The sequence below is a fragment of the Pseudomonas sp. LPB0260 genome, from assembly GCF_013388395.1.
Genome location: NZ_CP058247.1, coordinates 1353951 through 1379216 on the forward strand (window position 1 = coordinate 1353951; position 25266 = coordinate 1379216).

Consider the following 25266-nt stretch of genomic DNA (forward strand, 5'->3'; position numbering starts at 1 on the left):
TTGAGCCTTATACGTCCGCCGGGCTGATGCTCAGCCGGTCCATGCGGTACAGCAGGGTGCGCCGTGGCAGGCCCAGTTCGCGGGCGGCCTGGCTCTGGTTGCCGCGGTTCTTGCGCAGGCAGTCGAGCAGCAGGTTGCGCTCGACCCGCTCCAGGCGTTCGCGCAGGTTCATGCAGGCGTCGTCGGCCTGGCTGTCGTGCTGCAGGTTGAAGTGCTCGGGCAGCAGTTCGCCGCCTTCGCACAGCAGCACGGCGCGCTCGACCAGGCCCTTGAGCTCGCGCACGTTGCCGGGAAAGGCGTAGCTGGCCAGTTGCGCCAGGGCGGCGTCGGACCAGCGGCACGGGTCGCGCTGGAGGAAGGCGCTGGCCTTGTCGGCGAAATGCCGGGCCAGGCGCAGGATGTCTTCGTCGCGCTCGCGCAGCGGCGGCAGCTCGATGGGGAAGTGCGACAGCCGATAGAACAGGTCCTCGCGGAAGCGCCCCTGCTCGACCTGGCTGCGCAGGTCGCGGTGGGTGGCGGCGACGATGCGCACGTCGACCTTGTGCGTCGAGGTCGAGCCCAGCGGGCGTACCTCACCCTCCTGCAGCACGCGCAGCAGCTTGGCCTGCAGGCTCAGGGGCATGTCTCCGATCTCGTCGAGGAAAAGGGTGCCGCCATCGGCCGCATCGAACAGGCCCTTGCGGTCCCGTTCGGCACCGGTGAAGGCGCCCTTGCGGTAGCCGAACAGCTCGCTTTCCAGCAGGTTCTCCGGCAGCGAGGCGCAGTTCTGCACGATAAAGGCCTTGCTGCGGCGCAGGCCGCAGTCGTGGATGGCGCGGGCCACCAGTTCCTTGCCGGTGCCGGTCTCGCCGGTCAGCAGCACGCTGACCGGGTTGTGCAGCACCTTGCCGATCAGCCGATAGACGTCGCGCATGCGCGGGCTGTCGCCGATCAGGCCATAGCCGCTGGCACAGGGGCTGGGCTGGGCGACCGGCGGCTTGTCGCCGCTGGGCGCGCGCAGGCGTTGCAGCAGGTGCAGCTGGGCGATCGCGAAGGCGCCGAGCTGGCCCAGGGCGCCGGCGAACCCGAGCAGCTCGCGGGGGGCGTGGTCGGCGCACAGCAGCAGGCCGCTGACGCGCTTGCGCTCGTCCAGCAGCGGCAGGCACAGCAGGCTGCGCCAGGGCCGTGCGGCATCCGGCAGAAAGCCGCTCTGGTGCAGGCTGGCGTCCAGCTCGGCGAGGCTGAGCACCTGGTTCTGGCACAGGCAGAACTGCAGCAGCTGTTCGCCGTCGTAGTCGCTCGGCAGGCTGTCGGCCTGGCGTGGCTGCAGCAGGCCGTCCAGCCATTCGGCGCACAGGGTCAGGCGCGTGTGGGTGCTGTCGAGCAGGTACAGCTGGCTCAGTTGGCAGTCGGCCAGCTGTGCCGCCGCTTCGACCAGGCCACCGAGCAGGCTGTCGACATCGGCCGTGCGCACCAGCCCGGCGTAGCGCTGCAGCAGGGCCTCGGCGAAGTGCAGCGGCCGCGGGACCTGATGAAACAGCGGCGGCAGTTCAGGCGAATTCACAGACCAGCGCTCCTTCGCCATCGAGGGTGGCGTGTACCCGCTGCAGCGCCTCGCCGCCGGCCATGGCGGCGAGCAGACGGTCGACCACCAGGGGCTGCAGGTGCTGGTCGAGCAGGTGGTCGATCAGACGCGCGCCGCTGTCGCCCTGGCTGCAGCGCTCGGCCAGGTGCGTCACCAGGGCCGGGCAGTGGCTGAAGTGCAGCTGGCGGCGCGCCAGGCGCTCGCCGAAACGCGCCAGCTTGAGGGTGACCAGCTCGTTCAGCACCTCTCCGCCCACCGGGTAGTAGGGCACCACGCGCATGCGCGCCAGCAGCGCCGGCTTGAAGTGCTGGCTCAGGGTCGGGCGGATGGCCAGCTCCAGGTCCTCGCTGGCCGGGCGCTGGCCGGCCTGGCAAAGGGCATCGATGCGCTCGCTGGCGAGGTTGCTGGTCATCAGGATCAGGCAGTTGCGGAAGTTGATCTCGCGCCCTTCGCCGTCGTTGGCCACACCCTTGTCGAAGATCTGATAGAAGACGTTCATCACGTCCGGGTCGGCCTTTTCCACCTCGTCGAGGAGGATCACCGAGTACGGCTTCTGGCGCACCGCCTCGGTGAGCATGCCGCCCTCGCCGTAGCCGACGTAGCCGGGTGGTGCGCCGATCAGCCGCGATACCGTGTGCTTCTCCTGGAACTCGGACATGTTGATGGTGGTGAGGAAGCGCTCGCCGCCGTACAGCAGGTCGGCCAGGGCCAGGGCGGTTTCGGTCTTGCCGACGCCGCTGGGGCCGACCAGCAGGAACACCCCGACCGGCGCGTCGGGCTTGTTCAGGCCGGCGGCGGTGGCGCGCGTGGCGCGGTCCAGGGCTGCGATCGCCTGGGGCTGGCCGCGCACCCGTTGGGCCAGGTCGCTGGCGAAGCTGAGCACCTTGCTGTTGTGCTCGCGAGCCAGTTGGCTCAGCGGCACGCCGGTCCAATGGCTGATCACTTCGGCCACCAGGCGCGGGCAGACTTCATGGCTGACCAGGCGCTCGGCGGCCTGGGCGGCGGCCAGCTGCGCCTGGGTCTCGCACAGCTCGGCTTCCAGTTGCTGCAGGTCGGCTGCCGGTTCGGCGTCGGCTTGCTCGTTGCCGGAGCCCTGGCGCGCAGTTGCACACAGCTGGCGCAGTTCCAGCAGGCGCTCGGCGAGGGCACGCTGCGTGGCCCAGCGGGTTTCCAGCTGCTCCAGTTCGGCGCGCGCTTCGCCCAGGCGCGTCTGCAACTGGGCCAGGGCGTCTGCGTCGATCGCCAGGCCGGCGTCGCGGTCGCGGCGCAGGGCCTGGTCCTGGCGCTGGCCTTCGGCGATCTCGCCGCGCAGGCGCTCCAGGGCCTCCGGCGCGGCGGCCAGGCTGATGCGCACGCGGGCGCAGGCGGTGTCGAGCACGTCCACCGCCTTGTCCGGCAGCTGGCGACCGGCCAGGTAGCGGGCGGACAGTTCGGCGGCGGCGGCCACCGCATCGTCGCGCAGGTAGATGCCGTGGCTCTTCTCGTAGACCGGAGCCAGGCCACGGAGAATGGTCAGCGCCTCGGCGACTGTCGGCTCGTGCAGTTGCACCGGCTGGAAGCGCCGGGCCAGGGCCGGGTCCTTCTCGAAGTACTTCTTGTACTCGCTCCAGGTGGTGGCGGCGATGGTGCGCAGCTCGCCGCGCGCAAGGGCCGGCTTGAGCAGGTTGGCGGCGTCGCCGCTGCCGGCCTGGCCACCGGCGCCGATCAGGGTGTGGGCTTCGTCGATGAACAGGATGATCGGCTTGGGCGAAGCCTTGACCTCGTCGATCACCCCTTGCAGGCGGCGCTCGAACTCGCCCTTGACGCTGGCGCCGGCCTGCAGCAGGCCGAGGTCCAGGCACAGCAGTTCGACGCCCCTGAGCGCCTCCGGCACCTCGCCGCTGGCGATGCGCAGGGCCAGGCCCTCGACGATGGCGGTCTTGCCGACGCCGGCTTCGCCGACCACGATCGGGTTGTTCTTGCGCCGGCGGGCGAGGATGTCGACCATCTGGCGGATCGCCGCGTCGCGGCACAGCACCGGGTCGAGCTTGCCGTCGCGGGCCTGCTGGGTGAAGTTGTGGGTAAAGCGCTTGAGGTTGGACTCCCCCGCGGCGACTGGCCTAGCGCCGCCGGTTTCAGGCTGCTGGGCCAGGGCGAAGTCGCGCAACCGCTCGGCGTTCAGCTTGGCCAGCAGCGGCTGATAGTGGCTACCGGCATAGCGCATCGGGTTGCGCAGCAGGGCGAGGATCAGCGCGGCCTGCGCCACCTGGCTCTGGCCGAGCTCCAGGCTGGCCACCAGCAGGGCGTCCTGCAGCCATTGCACCAGTTCGGTGGAGAACACCGGGTTGCGCGACTCGCTGTGCTCGCCGCGTGGTTGCAGGGCGCGGGCCAGTTCGCCGGGGTCCACCTCGGCGTCCTGCAGGGCCCGTCCGAGCAGGCCATCGGGGCGCTCGAGCAGGCCGAGCAGCAGGTCCTCGACGAGGATCTTGCTGCCGCCGCGGATCACGCAGCGCTCGGCGGCGGCCTCCAGGTCGCGGCGGGTCTCGGCGTCCAGGGCCTGTACCAGTTGTTGCAAGTCGACGTTGATCATTGTCTCTCTGTCCTTAGTGAGCTTTGCTGCCGAGGGTGACCAGGCCGTCGGCCCGGTCACGGCCGAGCCAGCTGGTCCAGCCGAGGCGGCAGGGATTGTCGGCGCCGATGCACAGTTCGCGGATCTCGTCCTGGCGCAGCTCCAGGCGGATGTCGTAGTCCAGCGGGTCGCGCAGGGTGAAGCGCACCAGCGCGCACAGGGGTTGGTAGCCGCTGCCGATCGGCAGGAATTCGTGGAAGCGCTGCCAGCCGAGCTGGCGGATATGGATGCGGAACTTGCCGCCGCGGTCGCGCACGAACTCGCCCAGCACCAGGCTCTCGCCCAGTTGGCTGTTGGCCAGGCCGAGGCGGTTGCGTTGCTCGCCGAGGATCTCCACCTGGCGCTCCAGGCATTGCTCGATATGCAACTCGGCGTGCTTGAAGTAGTAGCGCAGCACCGACTCGATCAGCGCCGCCGAATGGGCGCGCAGGCTGAGCAGGCCGAGGTAGGGCAGCAGGCGCTTCCAGTTCAGTTCGGTGGCGGCGCGAATCTGCGCGCCACCCAGGCCGATCAGGGCGAACAGCTGCTCGGAGAAGGGGTCCAGGGCGCCGCTGTGGAATCGCGCGTGGTAGCGGTACTTCTGCCAGATCGGCAGCAGCAGGCGCTGCAGGCGGTTGTTGAACAGGTCGAGGAAGTCGCGCGTCGGGTTGCCGTCTTCGCTGTCGCCCAGGGCCTGCTCGCCATAGAAGGCCGGCAGCGGTGAGCCGGCACCGAACAGGCTGACCAGGTTGATGCGCAGGCGCGCGCGCAGCTCGCCGTGCTCCTCGAAGAACTGCACGCGATCGATATCGCTGCCGGGAAAGCCCAGGCTGGGATTGGCCTGGAATTCCAGGCGCTGCTGCAGGGCCTCGTCATCCAGCTGGGGATGGGCGGCCCGCAGGCGATCCAGCACCAGCTGCACACCCTGGAACAGGCTGTACTCGCGGATGCCCCGACTCAAGCGGCTTAGAGCAGGGGCTGTTGCCCCATGCGCGGCGTCCATTGGTACACCTCTCCCTGTGTGCTCTGCACGCGCAGCTCGTGGTACGAGTTGAGGCTGGCGTAGAGGGCGAAAAATTCATTGAGCACCGAGGCGAAGAGGAACAGGTCGCCCTCGCCCACGTAGCCTTCGGGGTTCATCGTCAGCTCGGTGCGCACCCCGCGCACCGGCAGTCCGCGGTGCAGGCGGTCGACGTGCTGGTGGCGGATGCCTTGCAGACCGCCGAGCAGGCGTTTGCTGACCTTTTCGGCGTGCTGGTCGTAGTAGCGCGGCAGGTCGTAGGTCTCGAGGATCACCTTGAGCGCCTCGACGTTGGCCAGCGACAGGTAGTTCAGCGACATGTTGCTGATCAGTTTCCAGAGGAAGTCGCGGTGCAGCGGCGGCGCGTAGCTGGGCGTCACCGCGCTGATATTGCGGAAGGTCAGGAACTCCGGGGTGTCCTCGCTGGGCATGCAGATATCGCCCAGGCCCAGTTGCCGGGGCAGGTTCTGGTTGGTGCAGGTCAGCTCGATCGACAGCGTCTCGTGCTGGTCGAGGTTGCGCAGGCCGAAGCTCAGGTAGGTTTCCAGGCCGTCGCCGAGCAGCGACGGCTGCTGGCGCACGCTGTAGTGCGGCCGCGCCAGGGGCACGTCGAAGCTCGGGTCGTGCTCGAAGGACTCGAACGGCACGTATTCCTCGTAGCCCTGGCCGCCGGGTTTCCAGCCGGTGACCCGGTCCACCGAGAACACCCCGCAGTGCTGCGAATCGAACTCGGCCGGCAGCAGCAGGTACTGGTCCTGCTTGCCGTCCAGGCGGATCGGGATGGCGTCGTGGGCGAACAGGTTGACCACCGGCGTGCAGTACAGGCGCACGTTGTCCAGGGTCGGGCGAATGCGCTGCACCCCGGCCTTGACGATGTCGAAGCGCAGTTCCAGGCCGCGGGCCTGCTCGAGCAGCTCCGCGGGCAGGCGCTTGAGCGCATCCAGGCCCTTGAGGTCGACGAACAGGAACTTGTCCTGGAAGGCGAAGTATTCCTGCAGGTAGCGGTAGCCACGGAAGGTGTTCAGCGGATAGGGGATCAGCGCCTGATCTTCGTCGAAACCCACCGGCTGCAACTGTTCGGCGCCCAGGCGCAGGTTGGCCACCGCCTGGCCGCCCGTGTCCTTGACCAGGGCCTGGCCGTCGGCGCCGAGCAGCACCAGCTGGATGCCGCTCAGATGGCGCAGCAGGCCGAGGTAGAGCAGCTGACTGATATAGCGCTCGCCGGCCAGGTGCAGGCGCAGCTGCTTGAGGTTGAGCTCACCGAGGTGGCCGTCGGCGCTCATGCCCAGGCGCAGGCTGAGCAGCGCGCCGTCGCCCTTGACCGAATAATCCAGGCCGTTGAGCGCCAGCGGCAGCACCTCGGTGGCGAAGGCGGTGCGAAAGCGGCAGGTCACGCCCTGGATCGGCCTGGACTCCACCGGCGTATGGCGCGGCACCGGCAGGGCCGGACCGGGGCGCTTGAGCGGGTCGAACTGGAGCATGCTGAAGGCCGGCAGCGGACGCATGTAGTTCGGCCACAGCAGGTGCATCAGCGAGTGGGTCAGCTCCGGCAGCTCGTCGTCGAGCTTCTGCCGCAGGCGCCCGGTGAGAAAGGCGAAGCCCTCCAGCAGGCGCTCGACATCCGGGTCGCGCCCGCTCTGCCCGAGAAACGGCGCCAACGCCGGGCTACGCTCGGCAAAGCGCTTGCCCAGTTGGCGCAGGGCGGTGAGTTCGCTCTGGTAGTAATGGTTGAAAGACACTGATCAATCCCTGATTTTCTAGAGCCGTATGGCCTGTTCTTCTAGCGTTCGGTTGCGAAATAACACTTAGTCAACCGCACTCTCGCAGAGACCAGCCTGCATAACCGTCGTCGGTAGGGTAGATGGCGTTTCCGTTCACCCACTTCTCGCTTTCGCTGTCGGCGAATTCGCGTTGCCAAAGCAGCCATTCAGAACTCTTCAGCAGCGTTCCATCCTTGCGGTACACCCGGAAGTAGGCGTCACTGCTAAAGAGCTTGATGAGTTTCCCGGGTACACCCAGAGAGGAGAATTTTGGAATGTAGGCGTTGATATAGCAGGCGCGGGATTCGCTCCAAGTCGTTGCATAGGGCTCGGTGTTTCGGCTGAGGTTGGTCTTTACGTACAACCAGATGGCCAACGGCACCAGCATAACCACTGCCGCAATAAGCAAAACAATCTTGTTCCGAAGTCTGCTGGGCATGGGGTTCTCAGATGCTCGAGGCACGCGCTTTGAATTCATCAAAGTCGACATCGTTTAGGTGTACGACGATGGACACGGGGTAGCGTTTGACGGTCGAAAAAATGAGGAAGTCGCCGCCTTTGTTCCATTTCTTTCGATAACTGTTGAAGCTGCCATTGGTAACCTTGAAGTATCGATCGTCGGCTTTGTCGATGTAGTCCGGCTCAGCCAAGTAATCGATGGGGCCAGGTCGGATGACAGCTTTCTTATTCCAATAGCCCAGTAGCTGATCGCCATCGACATTTAGGAAGTCATAGGTATCTCGGACGTACAGGCCGATTTCCTCAATCTCAATAGCAGGGAATCCGTGATCGTTAGCCATTGTGCGAAATTTGGTGGCGGCAATCTTTATGGCGAAACTGCCCAATGCGCCGTATACGTCGTCAAGGTCGTCGGTAGCCTTTTCCCAAGTGCTTGCGCCGATGCGGATTAGGTTGAACTGAGAGGTGTCTTCCAGCTGAATTGCGGAGAGACCGCTGAAGTCCTCGTACGCGTTCTTCAACGTGCGAGCCTTCCCGTCGAGATGGCCGATGCGCTGCAAGCGAGTCATTAATACGATCAACCCTTTGGAAAGCTGGTCGAGTGGTGTCTTTAAACGTCCTACCGTGGCGTTGAATTCGGTGACATTGCTCAGCTCGGAGATCAGTTCCTCGACATGGCGCTGAACCCTAGTCGAGCTGCTGAACAGCCAGTCGAAAGGAAGGTCGGTGAGCAGTTGAGCGGGGGCCAGGTTGCTGGGTGAGACGCTGCCGCGTTTCACGTCCTTGGGCAGCTCATAAGCAGGACCAGTGAACCATTTACGCATTACGCGGGCGCCTTCTTTCCAACCCAACGTATCCATTGCAAGAGGGATGTCGGTGATCTTGAAGGTCTCTACAGGAGTTTCCTTGCCTGCCACTTGGCTTGCAGGGGTCAGCTTGGACAGGGTAGTGGTCATCGGCTGGCTCATTAAGCGATCACCAGAGCTGTTTGCGGCTCCAGAGTCAGGGTTACGCCTTCGGCTTTTCCGGCTGAGATCAGCTGAGTTTTGCCTTGCTCGTCTGTTACGCCGTGAATCACCTTCCCTGAGTCGGTTTCAAGACGATAGGCGTGACCGGTTAGTGGCTGCCCGCTGCTAGCGTCGCGCAAAACGAAATGCTCATTAAAGACACCAGCCATTACCACTGGCGCTGGCGCGGTAAAAGCTGCCCCCCCCCCACTGGTGCCAATCAGCACAGTCCCGGAACCCGCCGTCACCACATTGCCATGACTGCCCACGGTGCCGATGGTGGTCGCCGGCTTGCCGTTGATCAGCACGGTGGGAATCACCGCGCTGGCCAAGGCGCCGCCGCAGGCCGAGGGGTCGCCTTGGCGGGCGGCGGGCAGGCCGTCGAACAGCACGTCGGGGGAGCCGGCGGCGATCGGGTTGTTGCCGTGACCGGGAATCGGGCAGGCGGTGGGGTCGTTCAAGCGGGCGGCGGGTTTACCGGACATCCTTGTCGCTCCTCAATGGACGTTCACTTGTCCGCTGCCATCCAGGCGCGCGGAGAAACTGACCTGGCGTTTGATGCCGTCGACCTGCAGCAGGCCCTCGATGGAAAAGGACAGGCTCAGCGGGTCGTGGCTGCGCGGCAGGGAGATCACCCGCACCTGACGCAAACGCGGTTCGTACGCCTCGATGAAGCGTTCGATGGCGATACGCGCCTGCTGCAGCGAGTCGTGCAGCGACAGGCGCATATCGTTCAAATCGGGCAACCCGTAGTCGGGCAGCGTCTGCACGCTGCCCGCCCGGGTGCTGAGCATCTTGGCCAGGTGGGCAGCCACCGATGCCATGGCGGCGACCTCGCGGTCCCAGCCGGCGCGCTGGCCGGCCTCGCCACCGAGGCGTTCGAACAGGCTTCCGTACCCGGCCATAAGGATGCTTATTCCTTGTCCAGCTTGCCGACCAGCGACAGGGTGAAGTCGGCACCCATGTACTTGAAGTGCGGGCGCACGTTGAGGCTGACGCGGTACCAGCCCGGCTCGCCTTCGACGTCGCTGACGATCACCTGGGCGGCGCGCAGTGGGCGGCGGCTACGTACTTCGGAGCTGGGGTTTTCCTGGTCGGCGACGAACTGGCGGATCCACTTGTTGAGTTCCAGTTCCAGGTCGGTGCGCTCCTTCCAGGCGCCGATCTGCTCGCGCTGCAGCACCTTGAGGTAGTGGGCCAGGCGGTTGACGATGAACAGGTACGGCAGCTGGGTGCCGAGCTTGTAGTTCAGTTCGGCGGTCTTGCCTTCCTCGCTGATGCCGAAGAACTTCGGTTTCTGCGCCGAGTTGGCGGAGAAGAACGCGGCGTTGTCGCTGCCCTTGCGCATGGTCAGGGCGATGAAGCCTTCCTCGGCCAGTTCGTATTCGCGGCGGTCGGAGACCAGCACTTCGGTGGGGATCTTGGTCTCGATTTCGCCCATGCTCTCGAAGTGGTGCAGCGGCAGGTCTTCCACCGCGCCGCCGCTCTGCGGGCCGATGATGTTCGGGCACCAGCGGAACTTGGCGAAGCTGTCGGTCAGGCGGCTGGCGAAGGTGTAGGCGGTGTTGCCCCACAAGTAGTGCTCATGGCTGCCGGCGACGTTTTCCTTGTAGACGAAGCTCTTCACCGGGTTGTCTTCCGGGTCGTAGGGGTTGCGCAGCAGGAAGCGCGGCACGGTGAGGCCGACGTAGCGGGCGTCTTCCTGCTCGCGGAAGCTCTGCCACTTGGCGAACTGCGGGCCTTCGAAGTGGTCCTTGAGGTCCTTGAGGTCCGGCAGGCCGGTGAAGCTTTCCAGGCCGAAGAACTTCGGCCCGGCGGCGGCGATGAACGGCGCGTGGGACATGGTGGCGACGCTGGCCACGTACTGCAGGGTCTTGATGTCCGGGGCGCTCGGGTCGAAGAAGTAGTTGGCGATCAGGGCGCCGACCGGCTGGCCGCCGAACTGGCCGTACTCGGCGGTGTAGATGTGCTTGTACAGGCCGGACTGGACGACCTCCGGGCTGTCTTCGAAGTCATCGAGCAGGTCCTGCTTGGAGGCGTTGAGGATCTCCAGCTTGATGTTCTCGCGGAAGTTGGTGCGATCCACCAGCAGCTTGAGGCCGCGCCAGGAGGATTCCAGGGCCTGGAACTGCGGGTGGTGGAGGATCTCGTCCATCTGCCGGCTGAGCTTGGCGTCGATCTGGGCGATCATGCGGTCGACCATGGCCTTCTTCACCGGCTCGTGCTCGTTGTGCGGCTTGAGCAGTTCTTCGATGAAGGCCGATACGCCGCGCTTGGCGATGTCGTAGGCCTCGTCGTCGGGGGTCAGCTTGGTCTCGGCGATGATGCGGTCGAGAATGCCGAGGTCCGCGGCGCTGTGGCCGCTCTCTAGTGCTGCGCTAGTGCTCATTGGTCAGCGTCCTTGTCTGTGGAAATCAGGAGTCCAGGGTGGCTTGGGCGGCCAGGCCGAGTTCGCCGAGCACGCGGTCGCGCGAGTCGTCGTCGGCGAGCACGCTCTCGATGGCTTTGCGGAAGGCCGGGGCGTTGCCCAGCGGGCCCTTCAGGGCGACCAGGGCGTCGCGCAGCTCCATCAGCTTCTTCAGCTCGGGCACCTGTTCGACCAGGTTGGCGGGGTTGAAGTCCTTCATCGAGTTGATGCGCAACTGCACGGCCAGCTCGTCGTCGCTCGGCTCGTCCTGCAGGCGGTTGGCGACGCCGAAGGTCAGGTTGAGCTCCTGCTTGGCCAGCACCTCGTCGAAGCTGTTCTTGTCGATGCTGATCGGCTTGCGATCCTCGATCTTGCGTTCGTCGGCGCGCTGGGTGAAATCACCGAGCACCATCAGCTTCAGTGGCAGTTCGATCTCTTCCTGGGCGCCGCCGGTGGCGGGCTTGAAGGTGACGTTGATGCGTTCCTTGGGGGCTACCGAGCCTTCTTTGGCCATGGTCATTCTCCGTTGCGGTTATGGCCCGTGGGCCTAGTCCAGTACCACTTCGAGGTCGAGGTGGCACAACCTGCGGTAGATCTCGTCCTTGTGCTCGCGCACGGCATGGTTTTGCGGCAGCAGTTCGCAGCAGCTGTGCAGCATGCGCAGCACCTCGAGGCTGAGATCGGGCTCCCAGTCGCCCAGACCGGAGGTCTGCAGCAACTGGTCGAGCGAGTCGAGTTGGGTCTTGGCCAGTTCGTATTTCTTCGCGGCGAAGCACAGGCGCGCCAGGCTCAGCTGCCAATAGAAGCGCTCGCGGCCGCCGCGGGCTTTCGCCAGGCCCTGTTTGAGTTGCTGCACCGAGGCCTTCAGGCCTTGCTTGCGCAGTTGCGGCAGGGTCTCCTGCAGGGCCTGCTCCCAGGCCGGCTGGTCGCTGCCCTGGTCATGGGCGGGAGCGCTCTCGCTCGCCGGTGCCTGCAGGTGTGGCAGCACATGGGAGCTGATCCAGGCGCGGGTCTGGGCGTCGGCGAAGGCGCTGCCATCATGGAAGCGCAGCTCCTCCAGGCCGGTCATGCGCTGCAGGAACAGCGCCAGCTGGATCTCCACCTCGCGCATCGCCTGCTCGGCGTCGAGGCCCTGCAGGCATTGCCAGGCCAGGTGCTGGCCATCCAGCCAGAAGGGCGCGCGGGCGATGCTGGCCTCCAGGTCGACCAGCAGGTCTGCGTACTGGCCCTGCTGGTAGCGTTCCCGATAGCTGGCCAGCTTGTCGGCCGGCAGGCCGCGCAGGGCGGTGACCTGCTCGGCGTTGCGCTCCGGCAGGCTGTCGATCGGCAGCCACAGCAGGGTGCGCGCCAGGCGCAGGGCGCGCAGGTCGCTGGCCTTCTGCTTGAGCCAGTAGGCGCACAGGGGGCGGGCCTGGTCCTGCAGGCTGCGCAGGCTCTTGTGCGCATCCTTCTCGTTGTCCACTGGTGCGCCGGGCGTGAGGATCTGGGAGGCGGCCTGCTTGACCTGGGCCAGTGCCGCGCCGACGCTGCCGGGCTCCGGTTGGCCCTGGCTGGCGCGGCTCACCAGCTCGTCCAGGCGCCGGCACAACGGCAGCAGCAGCGGGGCGTGCTCGCCGAGGTGCCCGGACAGGCAGGCTTCGAGGGCGCGCAACTGTTCGGCGAGGCTGCGGAACAGCGCCAGCTGCTCGCCGATCGGTACATGTTCGGCCAGTGCCTGCTCCAGGCGCGGCAGCAGCCAGCCGATGGCGGCGGCACGGGTGCGTGGCTTGCGCGGGTGCAGGTCCGCCCAGTGGTTCAGGCACAGGTAATGCAGCAGGCTCAGGCCCGCCTGCAGCCCGGCGAAGGATTCGCGCTGGTACAGGCCCCAGATCAGCCAGGCGGCGACACGCAGGTCCTTGGAGTGGGCGCTGAGCAGCGTCTCGCTGCCTTCGCGGACTTTCTGCCAGTCGATGGCGCCGGCGTCATGCAGCGCACTGGCCTTGCCCAGTTCGTTTTCCAGGCTTTCGTATTCGCTGGAATAGCGGACATCGCTACCGGCGAAATCCCCCTGTTCAATAGGGAGTTTTGCCAGCGCCAAATAGTGGGCGGTGAGCTTACTTGAATAGGTCATTCCATGACTCGAATATATGTCCGTGCAACTCAGGTGCGCCTCTCTATATAGAGAGGCGCGGACTAACCAATAACCTGAGTTGTGCAACTTTCTGCGCACATCAATGTGCAATAAGTTGCGCAAAGCCCTTATGGGGTGGGCATCCTAGTCCGATGAGTGGCGATGGGCAACCGGCAAAAGTGTGAAGCCTGTACCAGCTGTAAACAAAGACCGAACCAATAAGCGGCAATTAGTTTCTGTGAATTTCGCGCAGCACTTGGCAATTAAGGATGGCCAATAGCGGCTGTAAGTCGTTTCGCTACCGGTGCTGTAAGTAAATACTTACTGGCAAATTAGTGGCGCATCACAAAGCGCGCAGAAGTTCGTCCGGCGCTGTGAGCGGGCGCCGGGATCGATTGTCGTGTTTGCTGTGGCCAGGCGCTTGCGGCGCTTCCGGGTGGCAGGCTTCAGAGCCTCCCCCCGGCTGGTCTCAACCCGCCAGCGGCTCGCTCCACAGGCTGACACTGAGGCGATGTTCGGCGCCGGGCGCCAGCACCACGAGGTCTTCCATGACATTGGCGTGTTCGATGCACAGCATGCCTTGCCAGGCATCGCTGGCGAACTGCGAGAGCCGTTGCGCCTTGTCGGTCCAGGGATTCCACAGTACCGCCGAGCGCGAGCCGCTGCTGCGCAACTGGATGCGCCGCTGCCAGACGGGGTCGAGGATGCTCAGCTGTGCGGGGGTGTCGAGGTAGATGCGGTCGGTTTCGCCGGCAAAGCGCAGCGGGTCGAGCTGCTGACGCTCCGTCCAGTCGTCCAGGGTGTCGATGTAGCGACAGCCCTGCAGACCTTCGACCTGGGCCTGGCGCACGTCGCCGACGGCGAAGTAGCTGTGCAGGGCCTGGCTCAGCGCCAAGGGCGCGTCGCCGAGGTTGCGGCTGACCAGGTCCAGGTGCAGGTGCTGGTCGAGGCGGATGCGCAGCTTCAGTTCGGCGGCCTGTGGCCAGTTCGGCAACGGCTGCTCGGCGCTGTTGAAGGCGAAGTCCAGATTGACTCCGTCGTCGCGCTTGTCGATGCCCAGCAGGTTCCACTCGAGGTCGCGCACCAGGCCGTGGGATGGCATCAGGTTGCCACCTGTGTGCATCGCTTGCACCGCCTGCGGGTTGCGCCGCAGGTCGCCGAACCAGGGCCAGCACACCGGCACGCCGCCGCGTACGCTGCGCCCGCTTTCGTAGGCCGCCTGCTCGCTCAGCCAGATCAGCGGCCGTTCGCCGTCGCGCTGGTAGCTCAGCAGCTGGGCTCCTTGCTGAGCGACCAGCAGCTCGGCGTCCGCATGACGGATGCGCCAGCAGGTCAGGGCGCCCATTTCGATCCGTTCAACGTTGGAAGTGGCCATTGCTATGCCTTGTCGCCAGTGAAGATGACCCTATTGGAACGCAGCTTGCCCGGCAGTCCAAGGGGCAGATAGCAAAACGCCCGTCACGAGGACGGGCGTTTTGCCGGTTGCGTTGCCTGTTACTTGCCGTAGACCTGTTCCGGCAGCCAGGTGATCAGCCCCGGGAACTGGTAGGCGATGACCAGCAACAGCATCTGGATCAGGATGAACGGAATGACGCCGCGGTAGATGGTGCTGGTCGGTATCGAAGCGGGGGTGACCCCGCGCAGGTAGAACAGCGCGAAACCGAATGGCGGGGTGAGGAAGGAGGTTTGCAGGTTCAGTGCGATCATCACCCCCAGCCAGACCGGATCGAGGCCCATGGCCAGCAGCACCGGGCCGACGATCGGTACCACCACGAAGGTGATCTCGATGAAGTCGAGGATGAAGCCGAGCAGGAAGATCACCAGCATCACCACGAAGAAGGCGCCGAGCACGCCGCCGGGCAGCTGGGCGAACACCTCCTCGATCATCGTCTCGCCGCCGAAGCCGCGGAACACCAGGGAGAACAGCGAGGCGCCAATCAGGATCATGAACACCATGGCGCTGATTTCGGTGGTGCCGTAGGCCACTTCGCGCAGCTGGCCGAAGTTCAGCTTGCCCTTGGCGAAGGCCAGCAGCATGGCGCCGAGGGCGCCGAGGGCCGCCGCTTCGGTGGGCGTGGCGTAGCCGGCGAGGATAGAGCCCAGGACTGCGGCGATCAGCGCCAGCGGCGGTAGCAGGGCGGCGGTCAGCTTGCCCCACTCGATCGGGCCGAGCTCCTCCTGGGGCAGCGCCGGCAGTTTCTTCGGCTGGAAGATCGCCGTGCCGACGATGTAGAGGATGTACAGGCCCACCAGCAGCAGGCCGGGGATGAAGGCGCCGACGAACAGGTCGCCGACCGACACGGTCTTCGGCGAGAAGATGCCCATCTTCAGTTGCGCCTGCTGGTAGGCGCTGGACATCACGTCACCCAGCAGCACCAGGACGATCGATGGCGGGATGATCTGCCCCAGGGTGCCGGTCGCCGCCAGGGTGCCGGTGGAGATGGCCGGATCGTAGCCGCGGCGCAGCATGGTCGGCAGGGCCAGCAGGCCCATGGTGACCACGGTGGCGCCGACGATGCCGGTGCTGGCGGCGAGCAGCGCGCCGACCACGCAGACGGAAATCGCCAGGCCACCGCGCAGGGTGCCGAACAGCCGCGACATGGATTCCAGCAGGTCCTCGGCGACCCGCGACTTCTCCAGCATTACGCCCATGAACACGAACAGCGGCACGGCCAGCATGGTCTGGTTGTTCATGATGCCGAACAGGCGATTGGGCAGGGCGCTCAGGTAACCGGCGTCGAAGGTGCCAGTCAGCGCGCCGATGCCGGCGAAGATCAGCGATACACCGCCGAGGGTAAAGGCCACGGGGAAGCCGGCCATCAGGGCCAGGCAGATACAGACGAACAGCAGAATCGCCATCAACTCAACCATTTTTCACCTCGGACTCGGGCAGGCGGCCGGCCAGCAGGTAGGCCGCCTTGATCAGATCGGCAACACCTTGCAGGGCGAGGCTGAAGACCAGCACCAGGATGATGCTCTTCTGCAGGTAGACGAATTTCAGGCCACCGGACTCGCTGGAGGCCTCCAGGGTCGACCAGGAGTTGGCGACGTAGTCCCAGCTGGCCCAGCCGAGGTACAGGCACAGCGGCAGCAGCAGCAGCAGGTTGCCGCAGACCTCCACCAGGGCTTGGCGGCGGCTGGTGAACTTCTGATAGAAGATGTCCACGCGCACGTGGGCGCCACGGATCAGGGTCCAGGCGGCGGCTCCCATGAACACCAGGGCATGGGCGTAGAGCACGGATTCCTGCAGGGCGATGGCGCCGATGCCGAAACCGTAACGCAGCACCACCACGATGGCGGTACCGACCACCAGGAACAGGGTCAGCCAGGCGCATCCCTGGCCAAGGCGGGTGTTGAGCGCGTCGATCAATCGAGCAATGCGCAACGGCATGGGAGGGGTGTCGGACATGTGGAGTCCTTGTCGTTGTGGGTGAGAGTTGCAGGCAGCCGCGGATTCTAGGCGGGCCCGGGCGAAGGCGGCAATGACCCTACAACTTTAGTCGTATCTACTAGGCTTGAGGGTCACGAGGCCTTATGTTACTTGAGCACGGTCTAACTTCAGCGATCCTGTGGTCAGACCAATACAACAAAAAGGAGCATTGCATGAAACGTCGTCAGATTCTCGCAGCAGCGGGCGTAGGCCTGGCCGCCACCGCACTGGCAGGCTGCAACAAGGAGGCCGAAACCGCTGCCAAGCCCCAAGAGGGCGCGGGCGCAGAGACCTTCAACTGGAAAATGGTCACCTCCTGGCCGAAGAACTTCCCCGGCGTCGGCGTCGGTGCCGAGCGTTTCGCCAAGCTGGTCGAGGAAATGAGTCAGGGCCGCCTGAAGATCAAGATCTATGCGGCAGGTGAACTGGTGCCGGCGCTCGAGGTGTTCGACGCCGTCTCCCGCGGTACCGCGGAAATGGGCCATGGCGCGCCTTACTACTGGAAAGGCAAGGTGCCGGCTGCGCAGTTCTTCTGCGCCCTGCCATTCGGCCCGAACGCCCAGGAAATGAACGCCTGGCTGCACAAGGGCGGTGGCATCGAGCTGTGGGAGGAGGTCTACAAGCCGTTCGGCGTGCTGCCGATGGCCTGCGGCGCGACCGGCGTGCAGACCGCCGGCTGGTTCAACAAGGAAATCAACTCGGTCGAGGACTTCAAGGGCCTGAAGATGCGTACCCCGGGCCTGGGCGGCGAAGTGCTGACCAAGATGGGCGGTACCGTGGTCAACATGCCGGCCGGCGAAATCTTCACCGCGCTGCAGACCGGTGCGATCGACGCCACCGAGTGGATCGGCCCGTACAACGACCAGGCCCTGGGCTTGCACAAGGCTGCCAAGTACTACTACACCCCGGGCTGGCAGGAGCCGAACGTCACCTTCGAGCTGGACGTCAACCTCAAGGCCTGGGAAACCCTGCCGGCCGACCTGCAGGCCATCGTCCGCGCCGCTGCCCGCGATGTGAACGCCGACATGCTCGACGACTACAACGCGCGCAACATGGAGGCCATGGAGCAGCTCAAGGCCGAGGGCGTCGAAGTGCGCAGCCTGCCGGACGATGTGCTGGCCAGGCTCAAGGAAGTGGCTGCCGAAGTGGTCGAAGCCAGCGCCGCCGCCGATCCCGCGGCGGCCAAGGTGTGGGCGCAGCAGAAGGCCTACCTGCAGCGCCTGTTCGAGTACGCGGAAGTCAACGAGAAGATCATGTACAACATCCGCGGCTGATCTTCGCGCCACAGCAAAACGCCGGCTCTCGAGCCGGCGTTTTAATGTGTTCGCTCGCAGGGGCGCAGCGGATCAGCGGCGCGGCGGAACCGGACGGGTGCGACCGCTGCCGTCGATGGCGACGAACACGAACACCGCCTCGGTGACCTTGCGCCATTCGCTGGACAGCGGATCGTCGCTCCACACCTCGACCAGCATCTGGATCGAGCTGCGGCCGACTTCCAGGGTCTGGGTGTAGAAGGACAGCTGGGCGCCGACGGCCACCGGCACCAGAAACGCCATGCGGTCGATCGCCACCGTGGCGACGCGGCCACCGGCGACCTTGCTGGCCATGGCGGTGCCGGCCAGGTCCATCTGCGCTACCAGCCAGCCGCCGAAGATATCGCCGAAGCCGTTGGTCTCGCGCGGCAGCGCGGTGATCTGCAGGGCCAGGTCGCCTTGGGGAATCGGATCATCCTGTTCGAATTCGTTCATGTCGATTACGGCTCGCGGCGCGGTTGTTGTTGTGGGCGCGGAGTCCACAGGGGTGCGGGTTCGCCGAGTATACCGACTGAGTGGTCGGCGGGCGACCATGGCGCGCCGGCGCCGTGCGTTCGTCCGCATTTGCCGGAGTTGTGCGCGAAATCGGCTACGGTCATCTAACTGTCACATTGGTTTCATAGATTGGTCACACGGCCTGCTGATACTTGGCCTCGACCCAACCCCACCCTAATTTGTTAGGAGCAAGGCATGAAACTTACGCGTTTGATGGCGGCCATGACTTTTGTTGCCGCTGGTGCTGCCACCGCTACCGCGGTCGCCGCTGTCGATCCGGCTCTGCCGACCTATGAGAAGACTTCGGGCGTATCCGGCAACCTGTCCAGCGTAGGTTCCGACACCCTGGCCAACCTGATGACCCTGTGGGCCGAGGACTACAAGAAGCTCTACCCGAACGTGAACATCCAGATCCAGGCGGCCGGTTCGTCCACTGCGCCACCGGCGCTGACCGAGGGTACCGCCAACCTCGGCCCGATGAGCCGCAAGATGAAGGATGCCGAACTGCAGGCCTTCGAAGAGAAGTATGGCTACAAGCCGACCGCCATTCCGGTGGCTATCGACGCCCTCGCGGTGTTCGTGCACAAGGACAACCCGATCAAGAGCCTGACCATGCCGCAGGTCGACGCCATCTTCTCCAGCACCCGTCTGTGCGGTGAGGCCAAGGACGTCAAGACCTGGGGCGACCTCGGCCTGAGCGGTGAGTGGGCGGTCAAGCCGGTGCAGCTGTTCGGCCGTAACTCGGTATCCGGCACCTACGGTTACTTCAAGGAAGAAGGCCTGTGCAAGGGCGACTTCAAGGCCAACGTCAACGAGCAGCCGGGTTCGGCCTCCGTGGTGCAGTCGATCTCCAGCACCCTGAACGCCATCGGCTACTCGGGCATCGGCTACAAGACCTCCAGTGTTCGCGCTGTACCGCTGGTGGACAAGAACGGCGTGGCTGAAGAAGCCTCCGAAACCAACGCCCTGGCCGGTAAGTACCCGCTGTCGCGCTTCCTGTTCGTCTACGTGAACAAGGCGCCGAACAAGGCCCTGAACCCGCTGGAGGCCGAGTTCATCAAGCTGGTGCTGTCCAAGCAGGGCCAGGAAGTGGTGGTCAAGGATGGTTACATTCCGGTGCCGTCCAAGGTTGCCGAAAAGACCTTGAAGGAGCTTGGTCTGTAACTAGACTGACAGGTTTGCCGCGGCTGGGAGCCGCGGCAAGCGGCAAACGCGCCCGCCCCTCCCTGTGGAGTGGCGGGCGTCGTCACGTCACCGCGCTGTAACTTTTTTGTCATATAAGACAGTTAGATTAAGGTCCCGCTTAACCAGCGGCGCGCGTGCGTAACCGCCCAGAGATCTTCGTATGACCGACTTGGCCACTGACCCCATGACCGCACCTCAGAACAGCAGCCAACGGCTGGATTTCAATACTCCTGCACTGCAGCGCAAGCGCCGCAGACGGGCCATCAAGGACCGCCTGGCGCACTGGTACGTGTCGATCGGTGGCCTGGCCGTGCTGGGCGCGATCACCCTGATCTTCTTCTACCTGGCCCACGTGGTGCTGCCGATCTTCTCCGGCGCCGAGCTGGAAGCGCAGCCGGCGCAGCGGCCGGCCTGGCTGGCCGAGCGGGGCGACGCCCTGCTGCTGGCGGTGGAGGAGCAGAACAAGGTGGCCATGCGCCTCGATCGCTCGGGGCAGGTGCAGTTCTTCGCGACCAAGAGTGGCGCGGCGCTGAGCAGCGTGGAGCTGCCGCTGCCGGCCGGCGTCGACATCGTCTCGCTCGGCGAGGACCAGCCGGGCAGCCGCCGTGTGGCCCTGGGCCTGTCCAACGGCCAGGTGCTGGTGTTCAAGCAGAACTACCGGGTGACCTACCCGGACAACGTCAAGACCATCACCCCGACCCTGGAGTATCCCTTCGGCGAGGCGCCGATCAGTCTGGACCCCCAGGGCCGCGCCCTGGAGCATGTGGCGATCAGCCAGAACGGCGATACCCTGCTGCTCAGCGCGTCTACCGGCGCCGAACTGCACGTGCTGTCGATGAGTCGGGAAGAGAATGACTTCACCGGCGAAGTGACCCAGGAGGAGCGCCGCATCGAGCTGCCGCAGATCGCCGAGCCGATCAGCGAGCTGCTGATCGACCCGCGCCACCAGTGGCTCTATGTGTTCAACGGCCGGGCCACGGCCGATGTCTTCGACCTGCGCAGCAAGAGCCTCAATGGCCGTTACAAGCTGCTCGAGGGCGACGCCCGGGTCAGCGTCGTGAGCCCGCTGCTGGGCGGTATTTCGCTGCTGGTCGGCGACAGCAAGGGCGGCATCCGCCAGTGGTTCATGGTGCGTGACGAGGACGGCCAGTCGGCGCTGACCCGTATCCGCGATTTCAAGCTGGGCGACAGCGCGATCACCCAGTTCCTCCCGGAAGAGCGGCGCAAGGGCTTCATCGCCCTGGACGCCGACGGCAAGCTGGGCATCTTCCACAGCACCGCGCACCGCACCCTGCTGGTCGAGCAGGTCGCCGAGGGGCCGGCCATCGCCACCCTGTCGCCGCGCGCCAGCCGCGTACTGGTGGAGTCCAACGGGCAGATCCAGCCTTTCGTGGTCGACAACCCGCACCCGGAGGTGTCCTGGAGTTCGCTGTGGGGCAAGGTCTGGTACGAGAGCTATGACGAGCCCAAGTACGTCTGGCAGTCGACCTCGGCCAATGGCGACTTCGAGCCCAAGATGAGTCTCTCGCCGCTGACCTTCGGTACCCTGAAGGCGGCCTTCTACGCCATGCTCCTGGCCGCGCCCCTGGCCATCTGCGCGGCGATCTACACCGCCTACTTCATGGCCCCGGCCCTGCGCGGCAAGGTCAAGCCGGTGATCGAGCTGATGGAGGCGCTGCCGACGGTGATCCTCGGCTTCTTCGCCGGCCTGTTCCTCGCGCCCTATGTGGAGGGCCACCTGCCGGGCATCTTCAGCCTGCTGCTGCTCACCCCGCTGGGTATTCTGCTGGCCGCCTATGGCTGGAGCCGCCTGCCCGAGCGCATCCGCCTGCTGGTGCCGGATGGCTGGGAAGCGGCCCTGCTGATCCCGGTGATCCTGCTGGTGGCGGCCTTCTCCCTGAGCATGAGCGGTCACCTGGAGAACTGGTTCTTCGGCGGCGACATGCGCCTGTGGCTGAGCAACGACCTGGGCATTCCCTTCGACCAGCGCAACGCCCTGGTGGTGGGCCTGGCCATGGGCTTCGCGGTGATCCCGAACATCTACTCGATCGCCGAGGACGCCGTGTTCAGCGTGCCCAAGAGCCTGACCTTCGGCTCCCTGGCCCTCGGTGCGACGCCCTGGCAGACCCTGACCCGGGTGGTGATCCTCACCGCCAGCCCGGGCATCTTCTCGGCGCTGATGATCGGCATGGGCCGCGCGGTCGGCGAAACCATGATCGTGCTGATGGCCACCGGCAACACGCCGATCATGGAAATGAACATCTTCGAAGGCCTGCGCACCCTGGCCGCCAACGTGGCGGTGGAGATGCCGGAGTCGGAAGTCGGCAGTACCCACTACCGCGTGCTGTTCCTCGCCGCGCTGGTGCTGCTGTCCTTCACCTTCGTGATGAATACCCTGGCCGAGGTCATCCGTACCCGCCTGCGCAAGAAATATGCGTCGCTCTGAGAATTGGGAAGGTAGATGTCCGTGAAAACCAAAGAGCAAAACCTCAAGTCCTGGTTCAAGAGCGGCGCGCCTTGGGTCTGGATGACCGCCGGCGGCGTGGCCATCGCGGTGATCATGACCCTCGGCCTGCTGTCGGTGATCGCCACCCGTGGCCTGGCGCATTTCTGGCCGGCCGACGTGATCGAGTCCAGCTACCAGGTGCCGGGCGAAGCCCCGCGACTGCTGGCCGGCGAGCTGGTGCAGTCCGAGGAGGTGCCGCGAGCTCGGCTCAAGGCCGCAGGGTTGCCCGTGGAAACCGAAGGCGCCGAGTTCATGACGCGTCAGCTGCTCAAAGTGGGCAACCGCGAGACGTTCGGCGCCGACTTCAGCTGGGTGGTCGCCGAATGGCTGCACGACTCCGCCACCCCGGCCAACCTGCTGGTGATGGAGCGCCGCGAGTGGGGCAACTTCTACGGCTACCTGGTCAACGTCAAGCAGGGCGGCCAGCTGGTCGCCGAGGGTGATGGCGCCTGGAGCGAGCTGCAGCAGCGCATCGCGCGTATCGACGACCTGCACCAGCAGATCGCCCGGCTGGAAAAGAAGGACATCGGCCGCATCAACTACGGCCTCGAGCGCCTGCGCCTGAAGACCCGTCGCCTGGAGCTGGAAGGCACGCTGGACGCCGCCGCCCAGGCCGACCTGGACGCCGAGCGGGCGCAGTGGGACGCCGAGTACAAGGTCCTCGAAGCCCAGCTGATCGAACTCAACCAGCAGTTCAACCGCGACAGCGTCACGGTCCGCACGGTCGATGGCCGCGAGCAGGAGATCAGCCTGGGCAAGGTGGTGCGCGCCTATCAGCCGAACGCCATGGGCGTCATGGACAAGCTCGGTTTCTACTTCGCCAAGGTGTGGGAGTTCGTCAGCGAGGACCCGCGTGAGGCCAATACCGAGGGCGGCATCTTCCCGGCCATCTTCGGTACGGTGATGATGACCCTGATCATGGCGGTGATCGTCACGCCGTTCGGCGTCGTCGCGGCGATCTACCTGCGCGAGTACGCCAAGCAGGGGGCGATGACCCGGATCATCCGCATCGCGGTGAACAACCTGGCCGGGGTGCCGTCGATCGTCTACGGCGTGTTTGGCCTGGGCTTCTTCGTCTATGTGCTGGGCGGCTCGATCGACAGCCTGTTCTTCCCCGAGAGCGCACCGGCACCGACCTTCGGCACGCCGGGCCTGATGTGGGCCTCGCTGACCCTGGCGATCCTCGCCGTGCCGGTGGTCATCGTCGCCACCGAGGAAGGCCTGGCGCGCATTCCGCGGGCGCTGCGCGAGGGTTCCCTGGCCCTGGGCGCGACCAAGGCCGAGACCCTGTGGAAGGTGGTGCTGCCGATGGCCAGCCCGGCGATGATGACCGGCCTGATCCTCGCCGTGGCCCGCGCCGCCGGCGAAGTGGCGCCGCTGATGCTGGTGGGCGTGGTCAAGCTGGCGCCGGCGCTGCCGGTCGACGGCAACTACCCCTACCTGCACCTGGACCAGAAGATCATGCACCTGGGCTTCCACATCTACGACGTCGGCTTCCAGAGCCCCAACGTCGAGGCCGCGCGACCGCTGGTGTACGCCACCGCGTTGCTGCTGGTGCTGGTGATCGCCCTGCTCAACCTCAGTGCGGTGTATATCCGCAACCACCTGCGCGAGAAGTACAAGGCGCTGGATCACTAAGGTTTCTATATCGCCGGCGCCAGCCTCGAGGCGGCGCGGTCAACGAATTGTTAGCGTAGGGAGTCTCCCATGCAGCACCAAGCACAAGCACACGGCATCGACATCTCCGCCCTGGGCCGCGACAAGCAGAGCCTCGACATCAACAAGGAGACCGTGGCCATCGAAGTGCCCGGCCTGAACCTGTTCTACGGCGACAAGCAGGCGCTGTTCGACGTCAAGCTGAACATCCCGCGCGAGCGCGTGACCGCCTTCATCGGCCCGTCCGGCTGCGGCAAGTCGACCCTGCTGCGCACCTTCAACCGGATGAACGACCTGGTCGATGGCTGCCGCGTGGAAGGCGAGATCAACCTCGACGGGCGCAACATCTACCGCAAGGGCGAGGACGTGGCCGAACTGCGCCGCCGGGTCGGCATGGTGTTCCAGAAGCCCAACCCCTTCCCCAAGAGCATCTACGAGAACGTGGTCTACGGCCTGCGCATCCAGGGCGTGAACCAGAAGCGTGTGCTCGACGAGACCGTGGAGTGGGCGTTGAAGAGCGCGGCGCTGTGGGACGAGGTCAAGGACCGCCTGCACGACTCGGCCCTGGGCCTGTCCGGCGGCCAGCAGCAGCGCCTGGTGATCGCCCGCACCGTGGCGGTGCAGCCGGAAGTGCTGCTGCTCGACGAGCCCTGCTCGGCACTCGACCCGATCTCCACCCTCAAGGTCGAAGAGCTGATCTACGAACTGAAATCCAAGTACACCATCGTCATCGTTACCCACAACATGCAGCAGGCCGCCCGGGTTTCCGACTACACGGCGTTCATGTACATGGGCAAGCTGATCGAGTACGGCGACACCGACACCCTGTTCACCAACCCGGCGAAGAAGCAGACCGAAGACTACATCACCGGTCGTTACGGTTAAGCGGATTCCGTAGGGTGCGCCATGCGCACCACAGGGCCGGTGCGCATAGCGCACCCTACACGCAGCATTCGCGGAGTGAATTGGAATGATCAACAAAGACAGCCTCACCCATCACATCTCCCAGCAGTTCAACGCCGAGCTGGAGGAGGTGCGCAGCCACTTCCTGGCCATGGGCGGCCTGGTCGAGAAGCAGGTCAACGATGCGGTTACCGCGCTGATCGAGGCCGATTCCGGCCTGGCCCAGCAGGTGCGCGAGGTCGACGACCAGATCAACCTGATGGAGCGCAACATCGACGAGGAATGCGTGCGCATCCTCGCCCGCCGTCAGCCGGCGGCCTCCGACCTGCGCCTGATCATCAGCATCTCCAAGTCGGTGATCGACCTGGAGCGCATCGGCGACGAGTCGACCAAGATCGCCAAGCGCGCCATCCTCCTGTGCGAGGAAGGCGAGTCGCCGCGCGGCTACGTGGAGATCCGCCATATTGGCGACCAGGTGCGCAAGATGGTGCAGCAGGCGCTGGACGCCTTCGCCCGCTTCGACGCCGAACTGGCCCTGTCGGTGGCGCAGTTCGACAAGACCGTCGACCGCGAGTACAAGACCGCCCTGCGCGAGCTGGTCACCTACATGATGGAGGATCCGCGCTCGATCTCCCGGGTGCTCAACGTGATCTGGGCGTTGCGTTCGCTGGAGCGCATCGGCGACCACGCGCGCAACATCGCCGAGCTGGTGATCTACCTGGTGCGCGGCACCGACGTGAAGCACATGGGCCTGACCCGCATGCGGGAAGAGGTCGAGGGCACCGGCAAGAACGCCTGAGGCCGGCGCTGGCGGCGCCACGGGCGGACCTGCGTCGCCGTTCGCCGCTTTAGGGTTGGCCAGC

The 25266-nt window shown here is 65.4% G+C and carries 21 protein-coding genes; 6 read left to right on the top strand and 15 right to left on the bottom strand.

All coding sequences use genetic code 11. From position 1 onward, the window contains the following. Positions 1–7: 7 nt before the first annotated feature. From LPB260_RS05865 to LPB260_RS05930, 14 genes are all read right to left on the bottom strand, one after another. Positions 8–1519 (bottom strand): sigma 54-interacting transcriptional regulator, encoded by a 1512-nt coding sequence (locus tag LPB260_RS05865; RefSeq protein WP_208710069.1) that lies wholly within the window; start codon positions 1517–1519, stop codon positions 8–10. A gap of 10 nt (positions 1520–1529) precedes the next feature. Continuing rightward, positions 1530–4133, bottom strand: coding sequence for a type VI secretion system ATPase TssH (gene tssH, locus LPB260_RS05870; RefSeq protein WP_208707774.1), 2604 nt, complete (start codon positions 4131–4133; stop codon positions 1530–1532). Positions 4134–4146: 13 nt separating this feature from the next. Next, on the bottom strand, positions 4147–5154 hold the full coding sequence (gene tssG / locus LPB260_RS05875; RefSeq protein ID WP_208707775.1) for a type VI secretion system baseplate subunit TssG: 1008 nt from the start codon (positions 5152–5154) through the stop codon (positions 4147–4149). Beyond that, positions 5118–6911 carry a type VI secretion system baseplate subunit TssF gene (tssF, locus tag LPB260_RS05880; RefSeq protein ID WP_208707776.1) on the bottom strand — a complete coding sequence of 598 codons (1794 nt, stop codon included), beginning with the start codon at positions 6909–6911 and terminating at the stop codon, positions 5118–5120. Before tssF ends, tssG begins: the two co-directional genes overlap by 37 nt. Positions 6912–6981: 70 nt before the next feature. Next, on the bottom strand, positions 6982–7371 hold the full coding sequence (locus tag LPB260_RS05885) for a hypothetical protein (protein ID WP_208707777.1): 390 nt from the start codon (positions 7369–7371) through the stop codon (positions 6982–6984). Between the two features lie 7 nt (positions 7372–7378). Then, on the bottom strand, positions 7379–8347 hold the full coding sequence (locus LPB260_RS05890; protein ID WP_208707778.1) for a DUF6402 family protein: 969 nt from the start codon (positions 8345–8347) through the stop codon (positions 7379–7381). 11 nt (positions 8348–8358) lie between these two features. After that, the gene (locus LPB260_RS05895) at positions 8359–8883 is read right to left on the bottom strand and encodes a PAAR domain-containing protein (RefSeq protein WP_208707779.1); all 525 of its coding nucleotides are present in this window, start codon (positions 8881–8883) and stop codon (positions 8359–8361) included. A gap of 12 nt (positions 8884–8895) precedes the next feature. Next, a complete protein-coding gene (gene tssE, locus LPB260_RS05900) occupies positions 8896–9303 on the bottom strand; it encodes a type VI secretion system baseplate subunit TssE (RefSeq protein ID WP_208707780.1) in 408 nt (135 codons plus the stop codon). A gap of 8 nt (positions 9304–9311) precedes the next feature. Beyond that, positions 9312–10787 (bottom strand): type VI secretion system contractile sheath large subunit, encoded by a 1476-nt coding sequence (gene tssC / locus LPB260_RS05905; protein ID WP_208707781.1) that lies wholly within the window; start codon positions 10785–10787, stop codon positions 9312–9314. 25 nt (positions 10788–10812) lie between these two features. After that, a complete protein-coding gene (gene tssB, locus LPB260_RS05910) occupies positions 10813–11319 on the bottom strand; it encodes a type VI secretion system contractile sheath small subunit (protein ID WP_208707782.1) in 507 nt (168 codons plus the stop codon). Between the two features lie 33 nt (positions 11320–11352). After that, positions 11353–12915: a type VI secretion system protein TssA gene (tssA, locus tag LPB260_RS05915; protein ID WP_208707783.1), complete on the bottom strand. Its 1563-nt coding sequence runs from the start codon at positions 12913–12915 to the stop codon at positions 11353–11355. 469 nt (positions 12916–13384) lie between these two features. Further along, the gene (locus tag LPB260_RS05920; RefSeq protein ID WP_208707784.1) at positions 13385–14290 is read right to left on the bottom strand and encodes a D-hexose-6-phosphate mutarotase; all 906 of its coding nucleotides are present in this window, start codon (positions 14288–14290) and stop codon (positions 13385–13387) included. Between the two features lie 119 nt (positions 14291–14409). Beyond that, the gene (locus tag LPB260_RS05925; RefSeq protein WP_208707785.1) at positions 14410–15786 is read right to left on the bottom strand and encodes a TRAP transporter large permease subunit; all 1377 of its coding nucleotides are present in this window, start codon (positions 15784–15786) and stop codon (positions 14410–14412) included. Then, positions 15779–16324 carry a TRAP transporter small permease subunit gene (locus LPB260_RS05930; RefSeq protein WP_208707786.1) on the bottom strand — a complete coding sequence of 182 codons (546 nt, stop codon included), beginning with the start codon at positions 16322–16324 and terminating at the stop codon, positions 15779–15781. Before LPB260_RS05930 ends, LPB260_RS05925 begins: the two co-directional genes overlap by 8 nt. Positions 16325–16518: 194 nt before the next feature. Here LPB260_RS05930 and LPB260_RS05935 point away from each other — a divergent pair, with 194 nt between their 5' ends. After that, positions 16519–17619 (top strand): TRAP transporter substrate-binding protein, encoded by a 1101-nt coding sequence (locus LPB260_RS05935; protein ID WP_208707787.1) that lies wholly within the window; start codon positions 16519–16521, stop codon positions 17617–17619. Between the two features lie 72 nt (positions 17620–17691). On the opposite strand, the gene LPB260_RS05940 is transcribed toward LPB260_RS05935, so the two are convergent. After that, on the bottom strand, positions 17692–18093 hold the full coding sequence (locus tag LPB260_RS05940; RefSeq protein WP_208707788.1) for an acyl-CoA thioesterase: 402 nt from the start codon (positions 18091–18093) through the stop codon (positions 17692–17694). Between the two features lie 255 nt (positions 18094–18348). On the opposite strand from LPB260_RS05940, the gene LPB260_RS05945 reads away from it, so the two are divergent. The 5 genes from LPB260_RS05945 to phoU all read left to right on the top strand — a co-directional run bounded on the left by LPB260_RS05945 (position 18349) and on the right by phoU (position 25202). Next, the gene (locus LPB260_RS05945; RefSeq protein ID WP_208707789.1) at positions 18349–19317 is read left to right on the top strand and encodes a PstS family phosphate ABC transporter substrate-binding protein; all 969 of its coding nucleotides are present in this window, start codon (positions 18349–18351) and stop codon (positions 19315–19317) included. A gap of 181 nt (positions 19318–19498) precedes the next feature. Beyond that, a complete protein-coding gene (locus LPB260_RS05950; RefSeq protein WP_208707790.1) occupies positions 19499–21784 on the top strand; it encodes an ABC transporter permease subunit in 2286 nt (761 codons plus the stop codon). A gap of 81 nt (positions 21785–21865) precedes the next feature. Next, positions 21866–23482 (top strand): phosphate ABC transporter permease PstA, encoded by a 1617-nt coding sequence (gene pstA / locus LPB260_RS05955; RefSeq protein WP_371926163.1) that lies wholly within the window; start codon positions 21866–21868, stop codon positions 23480–23482. A gap of 69 nt (positions 23483–23551) precedes the next feature. Next, positions 23552–24385, top strand: a complete 834-nt coding sequence (pstB, locus tag LPB260_RS05960; RefSeq protein WP_208707792.1) for a phosphate ABC transporter ATP-binding protein PstB — start codon at positions 23552–23554, stop codon at positions 24383–24385. A gap of 85 nt (positions 24386–24470) precedes the next feature. Then, on the top strand, positions 24471–25202 hold the full coding sequence (phoU, locus tag LPB260_RS05965; protein ID WP_208707793.1) for a phosphate signaling complex protein PhoU: 732 nt from the start codon (positions 24471–24473) through the stop codon (positions 25200–25202). The last annotated feature ends 64 nt before the right edge of the window (positions 25203–25266 follow it).

Coding starts and splice junctions, on each gene's coding strand:
- tssH (WP_208707774.1), bottom strand. CDS start 4,133: ATGATCAACGTCGACTTGCAACAACTGGTACAGGCCCTGGACGCCGAG.
- tssG (WP_208707775.1), bottom strand. CDS start 5,154: ATGGACGCCGCGCATGGGGCAACAGCCCCTGCTCTAAGCCGCTTGAGT.
- LPB260_RS05885 (WP_208707777.1), bottom strand. CDS start 7,371: ATGCCCAGCAGACTTCGGAACAAGATTGTTTTGCTTATTGCGGCAGTG.
- LPB260_RS05890 (WP_208707778.1), bottom strand. CDS start 8,347: ATGACCACTACCCTGTCCAAGCTGACCCCTGCAAGCCAAGTGGCAGGC.
- LPB260_RS05895 (WP_208707779.1), bottom strand. CDS start 8,883: ATGTCCGGTAAACCCGCCGCCCGCTTGAACGACCCCACCGCCTGCCCG.
- tssE (WP_208707780.1), bottom strand. CDS start 9,303: ATGGCCGGGTACGGAAGCCTGTTCGAACGCCTCGGTGGCGAGGCCGGC.
- tssC (WP_208707781.1), bottom strand. CDS start 10,787: ATGAGCACTAGCGCAGCACTAGAGAGCGGCCACAGCGCCGCGGACCTC.
- tssB (WP_208707782.1), bottom strand. CDS start 11,319: ATGGCCAAAGAAGGCTCGGTAGCCCCCAAGGAACGCATCAACGTCACC.
- tssA (WP_208707783.1), bottom strand. CDS start 12,915: ATGACCTATTCAAGTAAGCTCACCGCCCACTATTTGGCGCTGGCAAAA.
- LPB260_RS05920 (WP_208707784.1), bottom strand. CDS start 14,290: ATGGCCACTTCCAACGTTGAACGGATCGAAATGGGCGCCCTGACCTGC.
- LPB260_RS05925 (WP_208707785.1), bottom strand. CDS start 15,786: ATGGTTGAGTTGATGGCGATTCTGCTGTTCGTCTGTATCTGCCTGGCC.
- LPB260_RS05930 (WP_208707786.1), bottom strand. CDS start 16,324: ATGTCCGACACCCCTCCCATGCCGTTGCGCATTGCTCGATTGATCGAC.
- LPB260_RS05935 (WP_208707787.1), top strand. CDS start 16,519: ATGAAACGTCGTCAGATTCTCGCAGCAGCGGGCGTAGGCCTGGCCGCC.
- LPB260_RS05940 (WP_208707788.1), bottom strand. CDS start 18,093: ATGAACGAATTCGAACAGGATGATCCGATTCCCCAAGGCGACCTGGCC.
- LPB260_RS05945 (WP_208707789.1), top strand. CDS start 18,349: ATGAAACTTACGCGTTTGATGGCGGCCATGACTTTTGTTGCCGCTGGT.
- LPB260_RS05950 (WP_208707790.1), top strand. CDS start 19,499: ATGACCGACTTGGCCACTGACCCCATGACCGCACCTCAGAACAGCAGC.
- pstA (WP_371926163.1), top strand. CDS start 21,866: ATGACCGCCGGCGGCGTGGCCATCGCGGTGATCATGACCCTCGGCCTG.
- pstB (WP_208707792.1), top strand. CDS start 23,552: ATGCAGCACCAAGCACAAGCACACGGCATCGACATCTCCGCCCTGGGC.
- phoU (WP_208707793.1), top strand. CDS start 24,471: ATGATCAACAAAGACAGCCTCACCCATCACATCTCCCAGCAGTTCAAC.